Source organism: Salmonella sp. A29-2 (assembly GCF_020150755.1).
Lineage (GTDB): Bacteria > Pseudomonadota > Gammaproteobacteria > Enterobacterales > Enterobacteriaceae > Salmonella > Salmonella enterica.
In genome coordinates this window covers 1318414-1337707 of record NZ_CP083731.1, presented here as the reverse complement: position 1 = coordinate 1337707, position 19294 = coordinate 1318414, and the positions used below count along the sequence as shown (strand labels likewise).

At 52.6% G+C, this 19294-nt stretch carries 16 protein-coding genes; 8 read left to right on the top strand and 8 right to left on the bottom strand.

Annotation, left to right across the window (positions count from 1 at the left end):
• The first annotated feature begins 93 nt into the window (after nucleotides 1-93).
• Both K8W53_RS06370 and bcp read left to right on the top strand, forming a co-directional pair.
• The gene (locus K8W53_RS06370; RefSeq protein ID WP_000189061.1) at nucleotides 94-666 is read left to right on the top strand and encodes a glycine cleavage system transcriptional repressor; all 573 of its coding nucleotides are present in this window, start codon (nucleotides 94-96) and stop codon (nucleotides 664-666) included.
• Complete coding sequence (gene bcp / locus K8W53_RS06365) at nucleotides 666-1136, top strand: thioredoxin-dependent thiol peroxidase (protein WP_001068686.1); 471 nt, start codon at nucleotides 666-668, stop codon at nucleotides 1134-1136. The genes K8W53_RS06370 and bcp overlap by 1 nt, the downstream gene beginning before the upstream one ends.
• 46 nt (nucleotides 1137-1182) lie before the next feature.
• Here the strand turns inward: bcp and K8W53_RS06360 are convergent, their stop codons facing one another.
• The 4 genes from K8W53_RS06360 to K8W53_RS06345 form a co-directional block, all read right to left on the bottom strand.
• Nucleotides 1183-2322: a glycerate kinase gene (locus K8W53_RS06360; protein ID WP_000706368.1), complete on the bottom strand. Its 1140-nt coding sequence runs from the start codon at nucleotides 2320-2322 to the stop codon at nucleotides 1183-1185.
• Between the two features lie 5 nt (nucleotides 2323-2327).
• Nucleotides 2328-3596, bottom strand: a complete 1269-nt coding sequence (locus K8W53_RS06355) for a GntP family permease (protein WP_000200859.1) — start codon at nucleotides 3594-3596, stop codon at nucleotides 2328-2330.
• Nucleotides 3597-3663: 67 nt separating this feature from the next.
• Entirely contained in the window at nucleotides 3664-4851 is a 1188-nt protein-coding gene (locus tag K8W53_RS06350; protein ID WP_001533732.1) for a sugar diacid recognition domain-containing protein, read from the bottom strand.
• A 276-nt stretch (nucleotides 4852-5127) separates the two neighbouring features.
• Nucleotides 5128-6195 (bottom strand): AI-2E family transporter, encoded by a 1068-nt coding sequence (locus K8W53_RS06345; RefSeq protein ID WP_000892056.1) that lies wholly within the window; start codon nucleotides 6193-6195, stop codon nucleotides 5128-5130.
• 207 nt (nucleotides 6196-6402) lie between these two features.
• On the opposite strand from K8W53_RS06345, the gene bepA reads away from it, so the two are divergent.
• On the top strand, nucleotides 6403-7866 hold the full coding sequence (gene bepA, locus K8W53_RS06340; RefSeq protein ID WP_000489631.1) for a beta-barrel assembly-enhancing protease: 1464 nt from the start codon (nucleotides 6403-6405) through the stop codon (nucleotides 7864-7866).
• Between the two features lie 39 nt (nucleotides 7867-7905).
• Nucleotides 7906-8265: an arsenate reductase (glutaredoxin) gene (arsC, locus tag K8W53_RS06335; protein WP_000132650.1), complete on the top strand. Its 360-nt coding sequence runs from the start codon at nucleotides 7906-7908 to the stop codon at nucleotides 8263-8265.
• 26 nt (nucleotides 8266-8291) lie between these two features.
• On the opposite strand, the gene K8W53_RS06330 is transcribed toward arsC, so the two are convergent.
• The 3 genes from K8W53_RS06330 to upp form a co-directional block, all read right to left on the bottom strand.
• Nucleotides 8292-8993, bottom strand: a complete 702-nt coding sequence (locus K8W53_RS06330) for a DnaA inactivator Hda (RefSeq protein WP_061835882.1) — start codon at nucleotides 8991-8993, stop codon at nucleotides 8292-8294.
• A 94-nt stretch (nucleotides 8994-9087) separates the two neighbouring features.
• Nucleotides 9088-10377 (bottom strand): uracil permease, encoded by a 1290-nt coding sequence (uraA, locus tag K8W53_RS06325; RefSeq protein WP_000198343.1) that lies wholly within the window; start codon nucleotides 10375-10377, stop codon nucleotides 9088-9090.
• An 87-nt stretch (nucleotides 10378-10464) separates the two neighbouring features.
• Nucleotides 10465-11091, bottom strand: coding sequence for a uracil phosphoribosyltransferase (gene upp / locus K8W53_RS06320; protein WP_000706208.1), 627 nt, complete (start codon nucleotides 11089-11091; stop codon nucleotides 10465-10467).
• 414 nt (nucleotides 11092-11505) lie between these two features.
• On the opposite strand from upp, the gene purM reads away from it, so the two are divergent.
• The 4 genes from purM to ppx all read left to right on the top strand — a co-directional run bounded on the left by purM (nucleotide 11506) and on the right by ppx (nucleotide 16982).
• A complete protein-coding gene (gene purM, locus K8W53_RS06315) occupies nucleotides 11506-12543 on the top strand; it encodes a phosphoribosylformylglycinamidine cyclo-ligase (RefSeq protein WP_023223662.1) in 1038 nt (345 codons plus the stop codon).
• Nucleotides 12543-13181 carry a phosphoribosylglycinamide formyltransferase gene (gene purN / locus K8W53_RS06310; RefSeq protein WP_001028589.1) on the top strand — a complete coding sequence of 213 codons (639 nt, stop codon included), beginning with the start codon at nucleotides 12543-12545 and terminating at the stop codon, nucleotides 13179-13181. The genes purM and purN overlap by 1 nt, the downstream gene beginning before the upstream one ends.
• A 188-nt stretch (nucleotides 13182-13369) precedes the next feature.
• Complete coding sequence (gene ppk1, locus K8W53_RS06305) at nucleotides 13370-15436, top strand: polyphosphate kinase 1 (RefSeq protein WP_000529555.1); 2067 nt, start codon at nucleotides 13370-13372, stop codon at nucleotides 15434-15436.
• Nucleotides 15437-15440: 4 nt separating this feature from the next.
• Nucleotides 15441-16982 carry an exopolyphosphatase gene (ppx, locus tag K8W53_RS06300; RefSeq protein ID WP_023254649.1) on the top strand — a complete coding sequence of 514 codons (1542 nt, stop codon included), beginning with the start codon at nucleotides 15441-15443 and terminating at the stop codon, nucleotides 16980-16982.
• A 35-nt stretch (nucleotides 16983-17017) separates the two neighbouring features.
• On the opposite strand, the gene K8W53_RS06295 is transcribed toward ppx, so the two are convergent.
• Nucleotides 17018-19231 (bottom strand): sensor domain-containing phosphodiesterase, encoded by a 2214-nt coding sequence (locus K8W53_RS06295; RefSeq protein ID WP_000773643.1) that lies wholly within the window; start codon nucleotides 19229-19231, stop codon nucleotides 17018-17020.
• Nucleotides 19232-19294: the final 63 nt, after the last annotated feature.

The following is a 19294-nucleotide window of genomic DNA, read 5'->3' as shown; positions in this document are numbered from 1 at the left end:
AAAAGCAAGCGACCAAAGCCGTTCTGATTGTTGTATGCAGGTTTTTTTTATGGTTTCCTTAAGATTACCTCACCGCTCAAAGGAATAACTGGTTTGACACCGTCATCACAACACTATTTGGTTATCACTGCGCTGGGCGCCGACAGGCCCGGTATTGTGAATACCATTACTCGCCATGTCAGCAGTTGCGGCTGTAATATCGAAGACAGCCGACTGGCGATGCTGGGCGATGAATTCACGTTTATTATGTTGTTGTCCGGCACGTGGAACGCGATTACCTTGATTGAATCGACATTGCCGTTAAAAGGCGCGGAGCTGGATCTGCTGATTGTGATGAAACGGACGTCCGACCGCCCCCGCCCGGCAATGCCCGCGACGGTATGGGTTCAGGTTGAGGTCGCCGACTCCCCGCATTTAATTGAGCGATTCACCGCGCTGTTTAATAGTCATGAAATGAATATTGCGGAGCTGGTCTCCCGCACACAGCCGGCTGAAGGTGATAAAGCTGCGCAATTATTTATTCAAATCACCGCACATAGCCCGGCGTCGCAAAATTCCGCAAATATTGAGCAAGCCTTTAAAGCACTATGTACAGAACTCAATGCGCAAGGCAGTATAAACGTCGTCAATTACTCACAACATGATGAACAGGATGGAGTTAAGTAATGAATCCACTGAAAGCCGGTGATATCGCACCGAAATTTAGCTTGCCGGATCAAGACGGGGAACAAGTAAATTTGACCGACTTCCAGGGACAGCGCGTTCTGGTTTATTTCTACCCAAAAGCCATGACACCCGGCTGTACCGTGCAGGCCTGCGGCTTACGCGATAACATGGACGAGCTCAAAAAAGCAGGCGTGGACGTGCTGGGCATCAGCACCGATAAACCTGAAAAACTCTCCCGTTTCGCTGAAAAAGAGCTGCTGAACTTTACCCTTTTGTCCGATGAAAACCATCAGGTGTGTGAACAGTTCGGCGTCTGGGGCGAAAAGTCGTTTATGGGCAAAACGTATGACGGCATTCACCGCATCAGCTTTTTGATTGACGCTGATGGTAAGATTGAGCACGTCTTTAATGATTTTAAAACCAGCAATCACCATGATGTGGTGCTGAACTGGCTGAAAGAAAACGCGTAAAAGCCTCAGGCCGCGCTGATGTGCGGCCTGGAAAGGGAATGCGCCGTCAGGCTTGCCGCGCCAGACGCCATATCGCCGCCACATTGCGCGCCGACAGGCTCAGGTTATATTCCGCCTCGTGTAAGGCTTCCGGCAACGTAACGATATGCGACAAAATCGACAGCGCCGCATCGATACCCTGTTGATACACAACGTGATGATCGTGTTGCAGCCCACCGGCGAGCGCGATAACCGGTTTATGATACCGCTTCGCCACTCTGGCGACGCCAATCGGCGTCTTGCCGCAAATACTTTGGCTGTCCAGCCGCCCTTCTCCGGTAATCACCAGATCGGCATCTTTAACCGCCTGCTCAAGCTGTAGCGTTTCCACGACAATCTCTACGCCGGCGCGTAATTCCGCATTGAGCAACCCTAAAAGCGCGGCGCCCATTCCACCTGCCGCGCCCGCGCCGGGAGCATTAATCACCTCACGCCCCGTAGCCTGATAAATATGTCGGCCCCAGTTTTCCAGCGCCGCGTCCAGGGTATTCACCATTTCCGCTGTCGCCCCTTTTTGTGGGCCAAAAATGGCCGATGCGCCCTGGGGACCACACAGCGGATTGTTGACATCGCACGCCACGGTTATCGATACCTTACGCAGCAATGGGTGACAACCGGACAGATCGATAGAGGCCAGCGCCGCCAGCGCCTCGCCGCCCGGAGAAAGCGAGCGCCCCTGTTTATCGCGCAATATAACGCCAAGCGCCTGCATCATCCCCGCGCCGCCGTCATTCGTCGCGCTGCCGCCAATTCCCAGAATAATACGCTTTACGCCACGCTCCAGCGCCGCGACGATTAACTCGCCGGTGCCGTAGCTGGTGGTATTAAGCGGGTTGCGCAATTCAGGCGAAACGTGATGCAGCCCGGATGCCGCCGCCATTTCAATCACGGCGGTATCGCTATCGCCCAGCATTCCCCAGCGCGCGGCCACCGGTTGCCCAAGCGGGCCTTGTACCCACTGGTCAACATAACGCCCGCCGCTGGCCTCCACCATTGATTGTACAGTTCCTTCCCCGCCATCCGCCATGGGCACTTTAATGTAGTCGGCGTCAGGATAAATTTCGCGGAACCCCTTTTCTATCGCCTCAGCGACCGCCATTGCGGACAAACTTTCTTTAAATGAATCAGGAGCAATAACAATTTTCATAGGGATTATCCTGCAAAACCAAAGAAACCGAACATCAGAGTAGAAATAAAGGTAATGGCTAACCCCACCAGCGTTTCATACGGCATTAGCTTTAAACGTTCATGAATTTGCATATTGACGCTGCCGCCCGTCGCGTGGAAAAAGCTGCCGTGCGGCAGATGGTCCAGCACCGTGGCGCCCGCATGGATCATAGCGGCTCCCGCCAGGGCGGAAACGCCAAGTTCAAGTAACGTGGGAGAGAAAACGCCGGACGCCACCGCCGTTCCCGCTGTGGTTGAGGCCGTCGCCATTGACATCATGGCGCCAGACACGGGCGCCAGCAGCCAGGACGGCAATCCCGAAGCGGTGAGGCCATGAATCAGGACATCTTTAAGTTCGGAATTAGCGATAATGCCGGCCAGCGTACCGGTTCCCAGCAACATAATAGCGACAGGCGCCATACGCATCAGACCAGCGACCATGTACTGGTTACAGTGGCGCGCGCGTCCCATCAACAGCAGACCGACCAATCCCCCTACGGGCAGGGCAATTAACGGGTCAATGGAAATGCCGGCAAACGGACGGAGAGAAAGCAGAAAAATAGCGACCAGCGGCGCGCTAATCGCCACCAGAAAACCGGGTCTGGCGACGGAGTCATCATGGTGAGTCACTTCATGATCGGCGACGCCCGCGCCTTTATTATTCAGCCGTTTCGCTAACAGATAGGCGATAATAAGCCCAACGATGCCCGGAACCACGCCCGCCAGCATAATAGAGGTAAGAGGAACATGAAACGCATCGGAGGCGGCAATAGCGTTCGGGTTAGGTGACATCACGTTACCCGCTTTGCCGCCGCCAACCATCGCCAGCAGAATAGCGCTTTTTGACAGGCCTGCATTACGCGCAATCGACAGCGCAATCGGCGCGACGGTAATCACCGCCACATCAATAAATACGCCGACGGCGGTCAAACATAGTGTAGCAATGGCTAATGCCAATAACGCCCGGGTTTCCCCCACTTTGCGGACAATCGTCTCAGCAATCGTATTCGCCGCCCCGGACTCAATTAATACGCCCGCCAGTACGCCTGCGGCCAGAATACGCAATACGGCATTAACGATGCCCTGCGCGCCTGACACCATCAGCGACACGGTTTGCAGAAGATCGGCGCCGCCAATCAAACCGCCGACCAGCGCGCCCGCCATCATGCCGTAGGCTGGCGACACTTTTCTTAAAATTAATACGATGGCCACAACCAATGCGGCAATGGCTCCCAGGGTGGATATCGACGTCATATACTGCGCCTCCTTTAACATGGAGCGCGCAGTATGGAAAAACCCGCCTAAAAATCCGCTGGAGCTTTCAACAAATTTCGATTCGACCTGGCAGCGGTAACTTGTCGGACGGTACAGATTCGGCCTGGAGCTCCATACCGATATAAAGCCAAAGCGTACTTTTTAACTCGTTGATTTTTATGTGCGTAATATCCTCACAGCGCTGTAAGCGATAGCGCAATGTATTCACATGAATATGCAATGCTTTGGCCGTTTGCGTCAGGTCACAATTATGTTCAAACCAGGTCCGCAGCGTCTGTTGCAATACGCCTTTCGCGTCATGTTGCGCCAGTTGCAGCCACAGACGCGATAACTCCTGCACTTGCCAACTTTCAGACAGCCCGCTTAGCAGCGCGGGAAGCGCGTGGTCATGATAAAAAATATACTGGCTGCGCAGCTTTTGTCTTTTCGCCATCGCCTGCGTGGCTCTCGCAGTGAGCAAAGATCGGTGCAATCCCGTCTCGCCGGCAAAATAGCCCCCAACCAAAATACGGCTAAAGCCCGATGATGCAGCCCATGATTTAAAAATCTGCAATTCACCCATTTCCTGGCGGGTATTCCACTTTCCCTCTTTTAACGTGATAGGCTTAATAATGATTAATTCATTAAATTCGGTAAACGTCACCAAATGGTTGCGCGCGTGATTCTCGAAATAATCCATTACATTGCGCAGCGCTTCGCGATCCGGCTGGGAAAGTTCAATAATCAGCACCACTCTGGGAACCGCCAGATCAATGCCCAGATAGGCCGCCATAGAGCGCAACGACTCTGTTGAATTTTCTCGCAAAATCAATTGGTTGATCAGCTCTTCGCGATAGCGTTTATCCCACTGTCGCTGTTCGATCAGCACCATATGCTCGATCACCAGCTCCGCCGCCATTTTAACCAGCTCGGCATACGCGCGAACCTCCTCCGGTTCGCCGGTAATGCCGACCACGCCGATAAGCTGTTCATGAAAAGAGATGGGAAGATTAATGCCGGATCGCACGCCTTTTAGCTGATTGGCGGTAGCGGAATCAATTTCTACAATACGGTTTTCCTTCAGCGCCAGAATGGCCCCTTCATGACGCTGGCGAAGCCGCGAAGGTTCGCCAGACGCGATAATGACGCCATGTTCATCCATGACGTTTACCGAGTAAGGAATAATTTTCATGGCTCGCTGTACAATTTGCCGCGCGGTATACCCTTTCAAGTAATGTTTTCTCAACACACTCATTCCCTGTTTCGTTATCGCTTCACATTAAAAAAACAATCTCGCATCAATGATGTCATTTATTAACGAATTTCTCAGAAGAATGCTTAGGCTAAGTCACCAAATTTTGGCGGCTTTACAGCGAGAATTTTGTAGGTTCCGACAATAAAAATGCCGCAACACGGTGCGGCATTAAAAAAAAGAGCGGCTTTCTAAGCGCTTGTCCCTCATCAGGCGTGCGCAAAATGGCGGCAGGGCACTATGATGTCGTTCACGCTTTACAACTTTTGTACAGACCGCTCAGGATGAGGCATCCGTCACCTGACCATCCGGCCAGGCATGGACAACGGCTTTAATCAGCGTCGCCAATGGAATGGCGAAAAACACTCCCCAGAAACCCCACAGACCGCCGAAAATCACCACTGACAGAATAATCACCAGCGGATGCAAATTCACCGCTTCGGAGAAAAGTACCGGTACCAGCAGATTGCCATCCAGCGCCTGAATAATCAGATAAACGGCAAAACAGCTCCAGAATTCCGTTCCCAGACCAAATTGAAACAGCGCGACGCCCACCACCGGAATTGTCACCACAAAGGCGCCGATATAGGGGATCAGGACCGAAAAGCCCACCAGTACCGCCAGCAGTAGCGAATAGTTGAGGCCAAACAGCAAAAAGCCCAGCCAGGTCGCCACGCCTACCACCACCATCTCCAGCACTTTTCCGCGGATATAGTTGGTGATCTGCTGATTCATCTCATTCCACACCTGCCCCGCCAGCCCGCGATTACGCGGCAGCACGCGGCGCACGGCATTCAGCATCTGCTCTTTATCTTTTACCAGGAAAAAGACCATCAGCGGCACCAGCACCAGATATACAGCCAGCGTCAGTAGCCCGACTAACGAAGCCAGCGAATACTTCACCACCGAATCGCCCATGTTAAGCATCCGGGTACGCATGTTTTCCGCCATCGCATCAATAATGCCCGCATCCATCAGCGCCGGATAGCGTCGCGGCAAGGTCGCGGCAAAATCGGACAGTTTATTCAGCATACCGGGCATATCACGAATCAGGTAAATACCCTGCTGCCAGGCAATCGGCATCACCACAAACGCCATTAATAACAGAATGCCGACAAAGAGGATAAGGACAATGGAGGCTGCCCAGCGCCGGGAACAGCCAATCGCCTGCAGGCGCGCCGTCGGCCACTCCAGCAGGTAGGCCAGTACGATTGCGACCAGCAGCGGCGCTAACAGGCCGCTAAAGAAAAAGAGGATGCTAAAACCAGCCACCAGAATGACCAGCAAGGCAATCGCCTCCGGGTCGCTGAAGCGACGGCGATACCATTGCATTAACATTTCGAGCATAAAACCCTTCCCAGAACTCAACTGCGGGATTGTGATGCCGAATTGTATCGAAATGTCACAAAAAAGACTTCGCTTTTTATCGTTGATTCAGGAAACTAAAATAGTGAGTCTGTGCTCATCACAGTTACACTTATGAAGTGTCGGAGCGTGGAACGATATTTCACGACGTTGGTCAAAGGGCTATCTCAAAACAACAGGATAGAGGTTATGTTCAGGCAGTTGAAAAAAAACCTGGTGGCAACCCTCATTGCAGCATTGGCTCTCGGTCAGGTCGCGCCCGCATTTGCCGACCCTGCCGACACGCTGCCCGATATGGGAACCTCGGCAGGAAGCACGCTTTCTATCGGACAAGAGATGCAAATGGGCGACTTTTATGTGCGCCAGCTACGCGGCAGCGCGCCGTTAATCAACGATCCACTACTGGTGCAATACATTAACGCGCTGGGGATGCGTCTGGTCTCGCACGCCGACTCCGTCAAAACGCCCTTCCATTTTTTCTTGATCAATAATGACGAAATCAACGCGTTCGCGTTCTTTGGCGGCAATGTGGTGCTGCACTCGGCGCTTTTTCGCTACGCGGATAACGAAAGCCAGCTAGCTTCAGTCATGGCGCATGAAATCTCCCACGTGACGCAGCGCCACCTGGCGCGCGCGATGGAAGATCAAAAGCGCAGCGCGCCGCTTACCTGGGTGGGCGCGCTGGGTTCCATTTTGCTGGCCATGGCCAGCCCACAGGCCGGTATGGCGGCGCTAACCGGTACTCTGGCGGGAACGCGCCAGGGAATGATAAGTTTCACCCAGCAAAATGAGCAAGAAGCCGACCGTATTGGTATTCAGGTACTGCAACGCGCCGGATTTGACCCACAGGCGATGCCCTCTTTCCTCGAAAAACTGCTCGACCAGGCGCGTTACTCCACGCGACCGCCTGAAATTTTGCTCACTCACCCCTTACCGGAAAGCCGCCTTGCGGATGCCCGCAACCGTGCCAACCAGATGCGCCCGGTTGTGGTGCAATCTTCCGCTGACTTCTATCTTGCCAAAGCGCGCGCCCTGGGAATGTACAATTCCGGACGTAACCAGCTTACCAGCGACCTGCTGGATCAGTGGTCTAAAGGCAACGTGCGTCAGCAACATGCGGCGCAATATGGCCGGGCGTTGCAGGCGATGGAAGCGAGCAAGTACGATGAAGCGCGCAAAACGTTGCAGCCGCTGTTAAGCGCGGAACCGAACAATGCCTGGTATCTTGACCTCGCCACCGATATTGACCTCGGGCAGAAAAGAGCCAACGACGCGATTAATCGCCTGAAAAATGCCCGCGATCTGCGCGTTAATCCTGTGCTGCAGTTAAACCTCGCCAATGCGTACCTCCAGGGAGGCCAGCCGAAAGCGGCGGAAACCATTCTGAATCGCTACACCTTTAGCCATAAAGATGACGGTAACGGCTGGGATCTGCTTGCTCAGGCCGAAGCCGCGCTGAACAACCGCGATCAGGAGCTGGCGGCGCGCGCTGAAAGTTATGCGCTGGCGGGACGACTGGATCAGGCAATTTCACTGCTCAGTAGCGCCAGCGCCCAGGCAAAACTGGGTAGCCAGCAACAGGCGCGTTACGATGCGCGTATCGACCAGCTGCGCCAGTTACAGGAACGCTTCAAACCATACACGAAAATGTAATCGCCGTTTATTAGCCGGATGGTGTCACAAGGAGAACTCATGACCGACACGATTAAAATCTACCATAACCCGCGCTGCTCGAAGAGCCGCGACACGCTGAACCTGCTGAAATCTAACGGCGTGGAACCGGAAGTGGTGCTTTATCTGGATACGCCCGCCGACGCCGCCACCGTGCGGGAACTGCTGCGTATGTTGGGCATGTCCAGCGCGCGCGAACTGATGCGCCAGAAAGAAGATCTCTATAAAACGCTTCACCTGGCGGATAGCCAGCTGAGTGAAGAGGCGTTAATCCAGGCGCTGGTTGAACACCCTAAACTGATGGAGCGCCCCATTGTGGTGGCAAATGGTCAGGCGCGCATTGGCCGACCGCCTGAGCAGGTGCTGGACATCCTCGGTTAACCGTTGAACGCCGCCGTCGCGGCGTATTACAGTTTCAGGATCTCTTTGACAAACGGGATCGTCAGTTTTCGCTGGGCAGTGATCGACGCATGATCGAGCTGATCCAGCGTCATAAACAGCGTGCGCATTTCGCGATCAAGACGTTTGAGTAAAAACCGCCCGACATCTTCCGGCAGTTCAAACCCCCGTAACCGGGCGCGCAACTGTAGCGCCTGAAGTTTGTCTTCATCGGAAAGAGGCTGGAGTTTATAGATTTGCCCCCAGTCCAGACGGGAAGCGAGATCGGGCAAGCCCAGATTTAACTGTCTTGGCGGACGATCGCCGGTGATCAATAACCGCGTCTTACCGGACTCCAGAATGCGGTTATAGAGATCAAAGATCGCCATCTCCCACAGTTCATCGCCAGCGACACACTCAATGTTATCAATACACACCAGCGAGAGGTGTTCCATACCGTCGAGCACTTCCGGCACGAACCAGGTGCGTTTATCGAGCGGGACGTAGCCTACCGCATCTCCACGCTGCGACAATTCAGCGCAGGCGGCGTGCAGCAAATGGCTGCGGCCCGCGCCTTCACGCGCCCAAAGGTAGATATATCCACTATGTTCCTGGCGCAACACGTTTTGTAACGCGGCCAGTAGAGAGGCGTTATCCCCCGGCCAGAAACTTGCGAAAGTTTCGTCGTCAGGAAGATAAAGTGGCAAAGAGAGCTGTGCCGGTGTGTTCAGAGATACCTCAACCCAGGATGACATAAAATCGCGCTGAGTTTACCACATAATTCCCTTGAGATAGAACCGGGCAGCATCGCTGCCCGGCAACCCGTTACTGATGCGGAGGCTCCGCATCATTTGCCTCCAGTACCACTTCTTCCGGACGCAACAGGCTAATCAGTTTAAAAATCAGGCTCAGGCAAATCCCGACGATGGTCGCCAGCGCCATCCCTTTCAATTCTGCCGCGCCGATATGCACTTTCGCGCCGCTCACGCCGATGATCAAAATCACCGAGGTGAGGATCAGGTTTTGCGCTTTGTTGTAGTCGACTTTTGATTCGATCAAGACGCGAATCCCCGACGCGCCGATAACGCCGTACAACAGCAGCGAGACGCCGCCCATCACGGGTAACGGGATAATCTGAATCGCCGCCGCCAGTTTGCCGACGCAGGAAAGCAGAATGGCGAAAATCGCCGCGCCGCCGATAACCCAGGTACTGTAAACGCGGGTGATCGCCATGACGCCAATATTTTCCCCATAGGTGGTATTCGGCGTGGAGCCGAAGAAACCGGAGACGATCGTCGACAGTCCGTTAGCGAACATCGAGCGGTGCAAACCGGGATCGCGCACTAAATCCTTTTTGACGATATTCGCCGTCACCACCAGATGACCGACATGCTCGGCGATCACGACCAACGCCGCGGGCAGAATCGTCAGGATCGCGAACCATTCAAAACGCGGCGTATAGAAAGTCGGTAGTGCAAACCAGTGTGCCTGGGCAATCGGCGTGGTATCGACCACCCCCAGCGCGAATGACAGCGCATAGCCCGCCAGTACGCCGATCAAAATCGGAATGATCGCCAGGAAACCGCGAAACAGTACGGAGCCGAACACCGTCACCGCCAGCGTGACCATGGAGATAATAATTGTTTTCGTGTCTGGCGACTGCCCTTGCGCAGGCAGCAATCCGGCCATCCCCGCCGCGACGCCAGCCAGCTCCAGACCGATGACGGCAACGATTGCGCCCATTGCCGCAGGCGGGAACATCACATCCAGCCAGCCGGTGCCCGCTTTTTTAACGATGAAAGAGACCAGACAGAACAGCACGCCGCACATAATAAAACCGCCCAGCGCCACTTCATAACCCAACGGCAACAACAGTAATACCGGGGAAATAAAGGCAAAGCTCGATCCGAGGTAGGCCGGAATTTTACCTTTGCAGATAAAGAGATACAGCAACGTTCCGATACCGTTAAACAGCAGAACCGTCGCGGGGTTGATATGAAACAGAACTGGCACCAGCACGGTCGCGCCAAACATGGCGAAAAGGTGCTGTAAACTAAGCGGGATTGTCTGTAAAAGCGGCGGTCTTTCACTCACCCCGATAGCACGGCGCGTCATAGTGTTTTCCTCTAAGTGTGTTTGTTATGAGTTGTTTTATTCAAAAAAAAGCCGACTCTTAAAGTCGGCTTTTAATTATTTATTCACTTATTTGGTACCAAAAATCTTATCGCCGGCATCGCCAAGCCCCGGAATAATGTATCCGTGCTCGTTAAGCCCCTGATCGATAGAGGCGGTGTACAGTTCAACGTCCGGGTGCGCTTTTTCCAGCGCCGCAATGCCTTCCGGCGCGGCGACCAGCACCAGCACCTTAATGCTGCTACAGCCTGCTTTTTTCAGCAGGTCGATGGTCGCGATGACAGAACCGCCAGTCGCCAGCATCGGGTCGACGATCAGCGCCATGCGCTCATCAATGTTCGATACCAGTTTCTGGAAATAAGGTACTGGCTCAAGCGTCTCTTCGTTACGGTACATCCCGACTACGCTGATACGCGCGCTCGGTACATTTTCCAGAACGCCTTCCATCATGCCCAGACCCGCGCGCAGAATCGGCACAACGGTAATTTTTTTACCTTTGATCTGGTCGATTTCCACCGGGCCATTCCAGCCTTCGATGGTGACTTTTTCCGTTTCCAGGTCGGCTGTCGCTTCATACGTCAGCAGGCTGCCTACTTCTGAGGCGAGTTCACGAAAGCGTTTAGTGCTAATGTCGTTTTCACGCATCAGACCCAGCTTGTGTTTGACGAGTGGGTGTTTGACTTCCACGATCTTCATACTCTTCTCCTATCCTCAGATGACTGGCAACCACAAAAAAAATCGCCGGATTATACCGCTTTTCCTCTCTGACGCAACACAATGTATGCTTGACCTGGATCAACCAAAAGCGCTGATAGTGGAAAAGTGAGTATAAATCACTCACATTGAAACAGGCGATAAAGGCTAACAACCGATTGAATCTTAGCAATTTTAAGGGTGAATGGCCTGTCCAGGCCACCTGTCGTAAACCAAGTGCTGGATATCCTTTTCTTTTTTACCAACAGAGAAATTTTCAAGCAGCGACCGAAACCATGCCAAAAAAATCGCCCGGATATCCAGGGCGCAGACCACGCTCGCAAACGTTTGCTTTCCCTGTTAGAATTGCGCCGAATTTAACTTTTACCGCAAGAAAAAAACGTGGGGAACCAGGCAGTGACCGATAAGACCTCTCTTAGCTATAAAGATGCCGGCGTCGATATTGATGCGGGTAACGCTCTGGTTGATCGAATCAAAGGCGTAGTGAAGAAAACTCGCCGCCCGGAGGTTATGGGCGGTCTGGGCGGTTTCGGTGCGCTGTGCGCGTTGCCGCAAAAATATCGTGAACCGGTACTGGTTTCCGGCACTGACGGCGTAGGCACGAAACTTCGCCTGGCGATGGACTTAAAGCGTCACGACGCTATCGGTATTGATCTGGTGGCGATGTGCGTAAACGATCTGGTCGTTCAGGGCGCGGAACCGCTGTTTTTCCTCGATTACTATGCCACGGGTAAACTGGATGTCGATACCGCCGCCAGCGTGATCAACGGTATTGCCGAAGGCTGCCTGCAATCCGGCTGCGCGCTGGTCGGCGGCGAGACGGCGGAAATGCCGGGCATGTATCACGGCGAAGATTACGATGTGGCGGGTTTCTGCGTCGGCGTAGTCGAAAAATCAGAAATCATCGACGGCTCCCGGGTTACCGAAGGCGACGTGCTGATTGCGCTCGGCTCCAGCGGCCCGCACTCGAATGGATATTCGCTGGTGCGGAAAATTATTGACGTTAGCGGCTGCGACCCACAAACCACTCTGCTGGAAGGGAAGCCGCTGGCCGATCATCTGCTTGAACCGACCCGTATCTACGTAAAATCGGTTCTGGAACTGATTGAAAACGTCGATGTGCACGCTATCGCCCACCTCACCGGCGGCGGCTTTTGGGAAAATATTCCGCGCGTTCTGCCGGAGAATACCCAGGCGGTAATTAATGAGTCGTCATGGCAGTGGCCCGCCATCTTTACCTGGCTGCAAACCGCCGGTAATGTCAGCCGACATGAAATGTACCGTACCTTTAACTGCGGCGTCGGCATGGTGATTGCGCTCTCCGCTCCGGAAGCGGACAAAGCGCTTGCTCTGCTAAACGAGAAAGGTGAAAACGCATGGAAAATCGGTATCATCAAAGCCTCTGATTCCGAACAGCGTGTGGTTATTGAATAATGAATATTGTGGTGCTGATTTCCGGCAATGGAAGCAATTTACAGGCGATTATCGATGCCTGCGAAGCGAAGAAAATTAAAGGCACCCTCAGGGCAGTATTCAGCAATAAGGCCGACGCGTTCGGCCTTGAACGCGCCAGAGAAGCCGGCATTCCGGCGCAAGCGCTGACTGCCGATCGGTTTGACAGCCGCGACGCCTTCGATCGCGAGTTGATTCGCAAGATAGACGCGTATGCGCCCGATGTGGTCGTGCTGGCCGGTTTTATGCGTATTCTGAGTCCGATGTTTGTCGCGCATTACTACGGGCGTCTGCTGAACATTCACCCTTCCCTGCTGCCAAAATATCCGGGGTTGCATACCCATCGCCAGGCGCTGGAAAACGGCGATGAGGAGCACGGTACCTCGGTACATTTCGTGACAGACGAACTCGACGGCGGCCCGGTCATTCTCCAGGCGAAGGTGCCGGTTTTTGCCGACGACAGCGAAGATGATATCACCGCACGCGTACAGACTCAGGAACATGCGATTTATCCGCTGGTGATTAGCTGGTTTGCGCAGGGGCGTCTAAAGATGCGCGATAACGCCGCCTGGCTGGACGGGCGTCGTCTGCCGCCGCAAGGTTATGCGTCTGACGAATAATACGTCATCGAACAGGACTGCGTCTGCTTGCCGGATGGCGGCATAAATGCCTATCCGGCCTACTCTTTTCCCTTCCTTTATGCTATCAGTTTATTGTCATATTTTTCTGGCGCAGTTGGACATTAACGCGTAATGCTCGCCATAATCATCAGGCAGTGTCCCGTGAATAAAACGGAGTATAGGTAGTAATGGGTCAGGAAAAGCTATATATCGAGAAAGAACTAAGCTGGTTAGCATTTAACGAACGCGTGTTACAGGAAGCGGCGGACAAATCCAACCCGTTGATTGAGCGGATGCGGTTCCTGGGAATCTATTCTAATAACCTCGACGAGTTCTACAAAGTGCGTTTCGCTGAACTGAAACGACGTATTATTATCAGCGAAGAACAGGGTTCAAATTCTCATTCACGCCATTTGTTAGGCAAAATTCAGTCCCGCGTGTTGAAAGCAGACCAGGAGTTCGACGGCCTGTACAACGAATTACTGCTGGAAATGGCGCGTAATCAAATCTTTCTGATCAACGAGCGTCAGCTCTCGGTGAACCAACAAAGCTGGTTGCGCCACTATTTTAAGCACTATTTGCGCCAGCATATTACCCCGATTCTCATTAACCGGGAGACGGATCTTGTTCAGTTTTTAAAAGATGATTACACCTATCTGGCGGTGGAGATTATCCGCGGCGACACCATCAACTATGCGCTGCTGGAGATACCGTCCGACAAAGTCCCACGCTTCGTTAATCTGCCGCCGGAGACACCGCGCAGACGCAAGCCGATGATCCTCTTGGATAATATTCTGCGCTACTGCCTGGATGACATTTTTAAAGGGTTCTTCGACTATGACGCGCTTAATGCCTATTCGATGAAAATGACCCGCGATGCCGAATATGACCTGGTGCATGAGATGGAATCCAGTCTGATGGAGCTGATGTCTTCCAGCCTGAAGCAGCGCCTGACCGCTGAGCCTGTGCGCTTTGTCTACCAACGCGATATGCCCGCCGCGCTGGTCGACGTGCTGCGGGAAAAACTGACGATCTCCCGGTATGACTCAATCGTACCCGGCGGGCGCTACCACAATTTTAAAGACTTTATTAATTTTCCGAATGTCGGTAAAGCCAACCTGGTCAATAAACCGTTACCGCGGTTACGCCATCTTTGGTTTGATAAAGAGAAGTTTCGTAACGGTTTCGACGCGATTCGTGAACGTGATGTGCTGCTCTATTATCCTTATCACACCTTTGAACATGTGCTGGAACTGCTGCGTCAGGCGTCGTTTGACCCAAGCGTGCTGGCGATCAAAATCAATATTTATCGCGTAGCGAAAGACTCGCGCATTATTGACTCGATGATCCATGCCGCCCATAACGGCAAAAAAGTCACCGTGGTGGTGGAGTTGCAGGCGCGCTTCGATGAAGAGGCAAATATTCACTGGGCCAAGCGGTTAACCGAAGCGGGCGTCCATGTTATTTTCTCTGCGCCCGGGCTGAAAATTCACGCCAAACTCTTCCTCATCTCACGAAAAGAGGGCGATGACGTGGTGCGTTATGCGCATATCGGCACCGGTAACTTCAACGAAAAAACGGCGCGGCTGTATACCGATTATTCGCTGCTGACCGCCGATGCGCGCATTACCAATGAAGTGCGTCGGGTCTTTAATTTTATTGAAAACCCCTATCGCCCGGTCACTTTCGATTATTTGATGGTTTCTCCACAAAACTCACGGCGTCTGCTGTATGAGATGATCGATCGTGAAATCGCCAATGCCCAGCAAGGCTTACCGTCAGGGATTACCTTAAAGCTTAACAACCTGGTCGATAAAGGGTTGGTCGACAGGCTATACGCCGCGTCGGGTTCGGGCGTCCAGGTCAATCTGCTGGTGCGCGGTATGTGTTCTCTTATTCCGCAACTGGAAGGCATTAGCGATAATATTCGTGCGATTAGCATTGTGGATCGCTATCTGGAACACGATCGGGTTTATATTTTCGAAAACGGCGGTGATAAGCAAGTTTGGCTCTCTTCAGCTGACTGGATGACGCGTAATATTGACTACCGTATCGAAGTCGCTACGCCTATCCTCGACCCGCGGCTTAAACAGCGCGTCCTGGATATCATTGACATTCTGTTTAGCGACACGGTAAAAGCGCGTTTTATCGATAAAGAACTCAGCAACCGCTACGTACCGCGCGGCAATCGCCGTAAAGTTCAGGCGCAGCTGGCAATTTATGACTACATCAAATCACTCGAGCAACCAGACTAACGCTATGCCAATTTACGATAAATCCCCTCGCCCGCAGGAGTTCGCTGCGGTCGATCTCGGCTCAAACAGCTTTCATATGGTCATTGCCCGCGTGGTTGACGGCGCAATGCAGATTATCGGGCGCTTAAAACAGCGCGTCCATCTGGCGGACGGGCTGGGCGCAGATAACAACCTCAGCGAAGAAGCCATGGAACGTGGGCTTAGCTGTCTGTCGTTGTTTGCTGAACGCTTACAAGGTTTCTCCCCTTCCAGCGTCTGTATCGTAGGCACCCATACGTTACGTCAGGCGCAAAATGCCGCTGATTTTCTCAAACGTGCGGAAAAGGTTATTCCCTACCCGATAGAGATTATTTCCGGTAACGAAGAAGCGCGCCTGATTTTTATGGGCGTAGAACATACGCAGCCGGAAAAAGGCCGCAAGCTGGTGATCGATATCGGCGGCGGGTCAACAGAGCTGGTCATTGGCGAAAACTTCGAACCCAGGCTGGTTGAAAGCCGTCGTATGGGCTGCGTGAGCTTCGCGCAGCTCTACTTTCCCGGCGGCGTTATCAATAAAGAAAACTTCCAGCGCGCCCGAATGGCGGCGGCGCAAAAACTGGAAACCTTAACCTGGCAGTATCGTATTCAGGGTTGGAACGTGGCGATGGGCGCTTCCGGTACGATTAAGGCCGCTCATGAAGTTCTCCTGGCGCTGGGTGAGAAAGATGGCTTCATTACGCCGGAGCGCCTCGATAAACTGAAGTCAGAAGTGTTGAAGCACCGCTCCTTTAATGCTCTCAGCCTGCCGGGTCTGTCTGAAGAACGAAAAGCGGTCTTTGTGCCGGGCCTGGCGATTCTGTGCGGCGTTTTTGATGCTCTGGCTATCCGCGAGCTTCGCCTTTCCGACGGCGCGTTGCGCGAAGGCGTGCTGTATGAAATGGAAGGCCGCTTCCGCCATCAGGATGTTCGCAGCCGTACCGCAAAAAGTCTGGCCAATCAATACAACATTGACAGAGAACAGGCCAGACGCGTGCTGGAAACCACCATGCAGATGTACGAGCAGTGGCAGGCCCAGCAGCCAAAACTGGCGCATCCGCAGCTTGAAGCGTTGCTCCGCTGGGCGGCAATGCTGCATGAGGTTGGACTGAATATTAATCACAGCGGTTTACATCGCCATTCGGCTTATATTCTGCAACACAGCGATTTGCCCGGCTTTAATCAGGAGCAGCAAATGATGATGGCGACGCTGGTACGTTACCATCGTAAAGCCATAAAACTGGATGATATGCCCCGCTTTACGCTGTTTAAGAAAAAACAGTATCTGCCGTTAATTCAGCTACTTCGGCTGGGCGTATTACTGAACAACCAGCGGCAGGCGACCACCACGCCGCCGACGCTGCGGCTAACGACCGATGACAGCCACTGGACGTTATGTTTTCCGCATGACTGGTTCAGCCAGAATGCGCTGGTACTGCTTGATCTGGAAAAAGAACAGCAGTACTGGGAAGCGGTAACTGGCTGGCGTCTCAATATTGAGGAAGAAAGCTCGCCGGAGATCGCCGCGTAAATTGTGAGCCAGACGCCGCGCCGCGGCGTCTGCCTTTACTGAATCTCAGATAATAGCTGCGGCTCGCCAATTAAATATCCCTGAAGATAGTCGATCCCCAACGAGAGCACGACGCTTCGTATTTCTTCGCTCTCGACATACTCCGCGACGACCTGCATATTTTTCATTCGCGCTAAATGACAAATAGAAGCCACAATCTGATAATCGAGACTGTTTGACACTATATTGCGAATAAAACTGCCGTCAATTTTAAGAATATCGGCGTCAACGTTTTTCAGCCGCGCATAGCTGGCGTAGCCAGTACCGAAATCATCAATCGCTATCTGACAGCCAAACTGCTGTAGCTGTCCCAGCGTCAACTGCGCCTGCTCAGCATTGGTGAGAGAGTTGCTTTCCGTTACCTCAAAAACCAGTTGCCAGGGTTCAACCTGATATTGCGTAAGCAGTTGCTTAACTTCTGCAGGGAAACGAGCGCGGCATACCGATGTTGGCGACAGATTAATGGCAAAACGATGCGCGGGCATATATTCCCGGCTGGCCGCCATAAACCGCAGCGTGTTTTCAATCACCCAGAGATCGATAGCGGAAGACAAACCAAACTCATGCGCCACGGGTAAAAAATTGTCCGGGTTGATAACGTCGCCGTTGTCATCCCTGAGTCGCAGTAAAATTTCATGGTAAACGTCCCCACGAACGCCGAAAATAGGCTGCGCCATCAGGAAAAAATGATCGTGCTCCAACGCCTGTTGCAGCCGATTCATCATCGCAATTCTGCCCTTCAAATCGCGCTGCAGGTGCATTGCGCCGCGCCGCTGTAAATCCTCCGGCGCGTTAGTCGTCAACGAAAGATCGGAACTGGTGCTTAATTCGCCCAGCAGAAGATAAAGGTGGCTAACCGGAGAACGCACGCAGCAGTAGCTCACGCCGACAGGCGGCTGTAGCGGCAGTCCATCCCAGATAAACCGAAACTGCTTAATATGTTTATCCAGCGCTTCAATACGCTGCTGATGCGCCTCTGTATTAAGACGCAGCACCAGGTCGTGCCCTGACATCTGGTAGACGCACTCATTTGAGGCCAGCATCGGCGTAATCCAGTGAGAGAGCTTTTGCTTATACTGGATGCGTAGCATGACGCCATAATTTTTACCCAATAGCTCCAGGCCCGGCACGTGTAAAAAACAGATCGTAGACCAGGGCGCATTTTGGAGCGCGCGGTTTAACGCACGTAAATTGGGAAGATGTACAACCGGGTCAAGATAGGCCAGCCGCCGTGCGCGACCACTCACTACGCGCTGGCGCGTGGCCAGTACAGCCATATAATTAACAATAAAAGAAAAAACCAGATAGCTCGAAGAGGTAATCGCTAATTGCGTATCATAACCTGAATACCAGGGCATATAACGCTGATAATAATGAATCGACGTAATTAGCACGACGGCCCAGATAATTGAAATAAACTTATAGCCATAGCGCATCGCGCCCCATAGCATGACCGGCAATAATAACGAAAGCGTATAGTTGGTACTAAATATTGAACTATTATCAGTCAATGGCATACACAGTATAAACATTAGTGTAGTCAATACGGCCAGCCAAATAACGATCTCTTTTTTAGTGGCCTTGCTATCAATCTGTAGCTTTAATTGCTGATAATACCCCCGCAGGTGCAGCGGATTGCGGAGAGTACGAATAATAAAATAGCACAATGGCACGCCGACAAGGTTACCGACCAGTAACGCCTGGTAATTAATCAGCGTGTTGATATTAAAGGGCATTACACCCATCAGGCTGGCTTTGCTTTCGTACATACCAACAAAAGCGGCAAACTGGTAGATGACCAGAAATAATGTTGCAGAACAAAATACCTGCCAGAATATTCGTTGAAACAACAGGTGGGCGTCGCCGTGGGAAACATTGTTTCGCCGGGGGGAAAAGACACGATAGCCGCCCCAGCTTAGCACGATAGTGATGATAAAGTGCATCGTCACGGAAAGGGTTTCATACAGCCCTGTCTGCGGGTATCTGCGCCAGAAGATAGCAAGCACAATGCCCGGCAGTGCTGCCCAGCCGAAAAAGAGCATCAGGCTAAGCATAAAAGCTAACGGCAGGTAAAAAAGAACCACATTTCCAGTGCTGGTAAGCGCATAAGTATTTGCGCTACTTAAAACAGGTAGTAAAATCGAAGGGAGAATGAGCGGTAGTCCCCACCATTTATCTCTGATATTTATATAAGTTTTATTTAGTTTCATAGATGCTCAGCAGAACCCCCCAATCCCAAAGGGGCGTTAACAGACAGGCATCCCACCTGACTT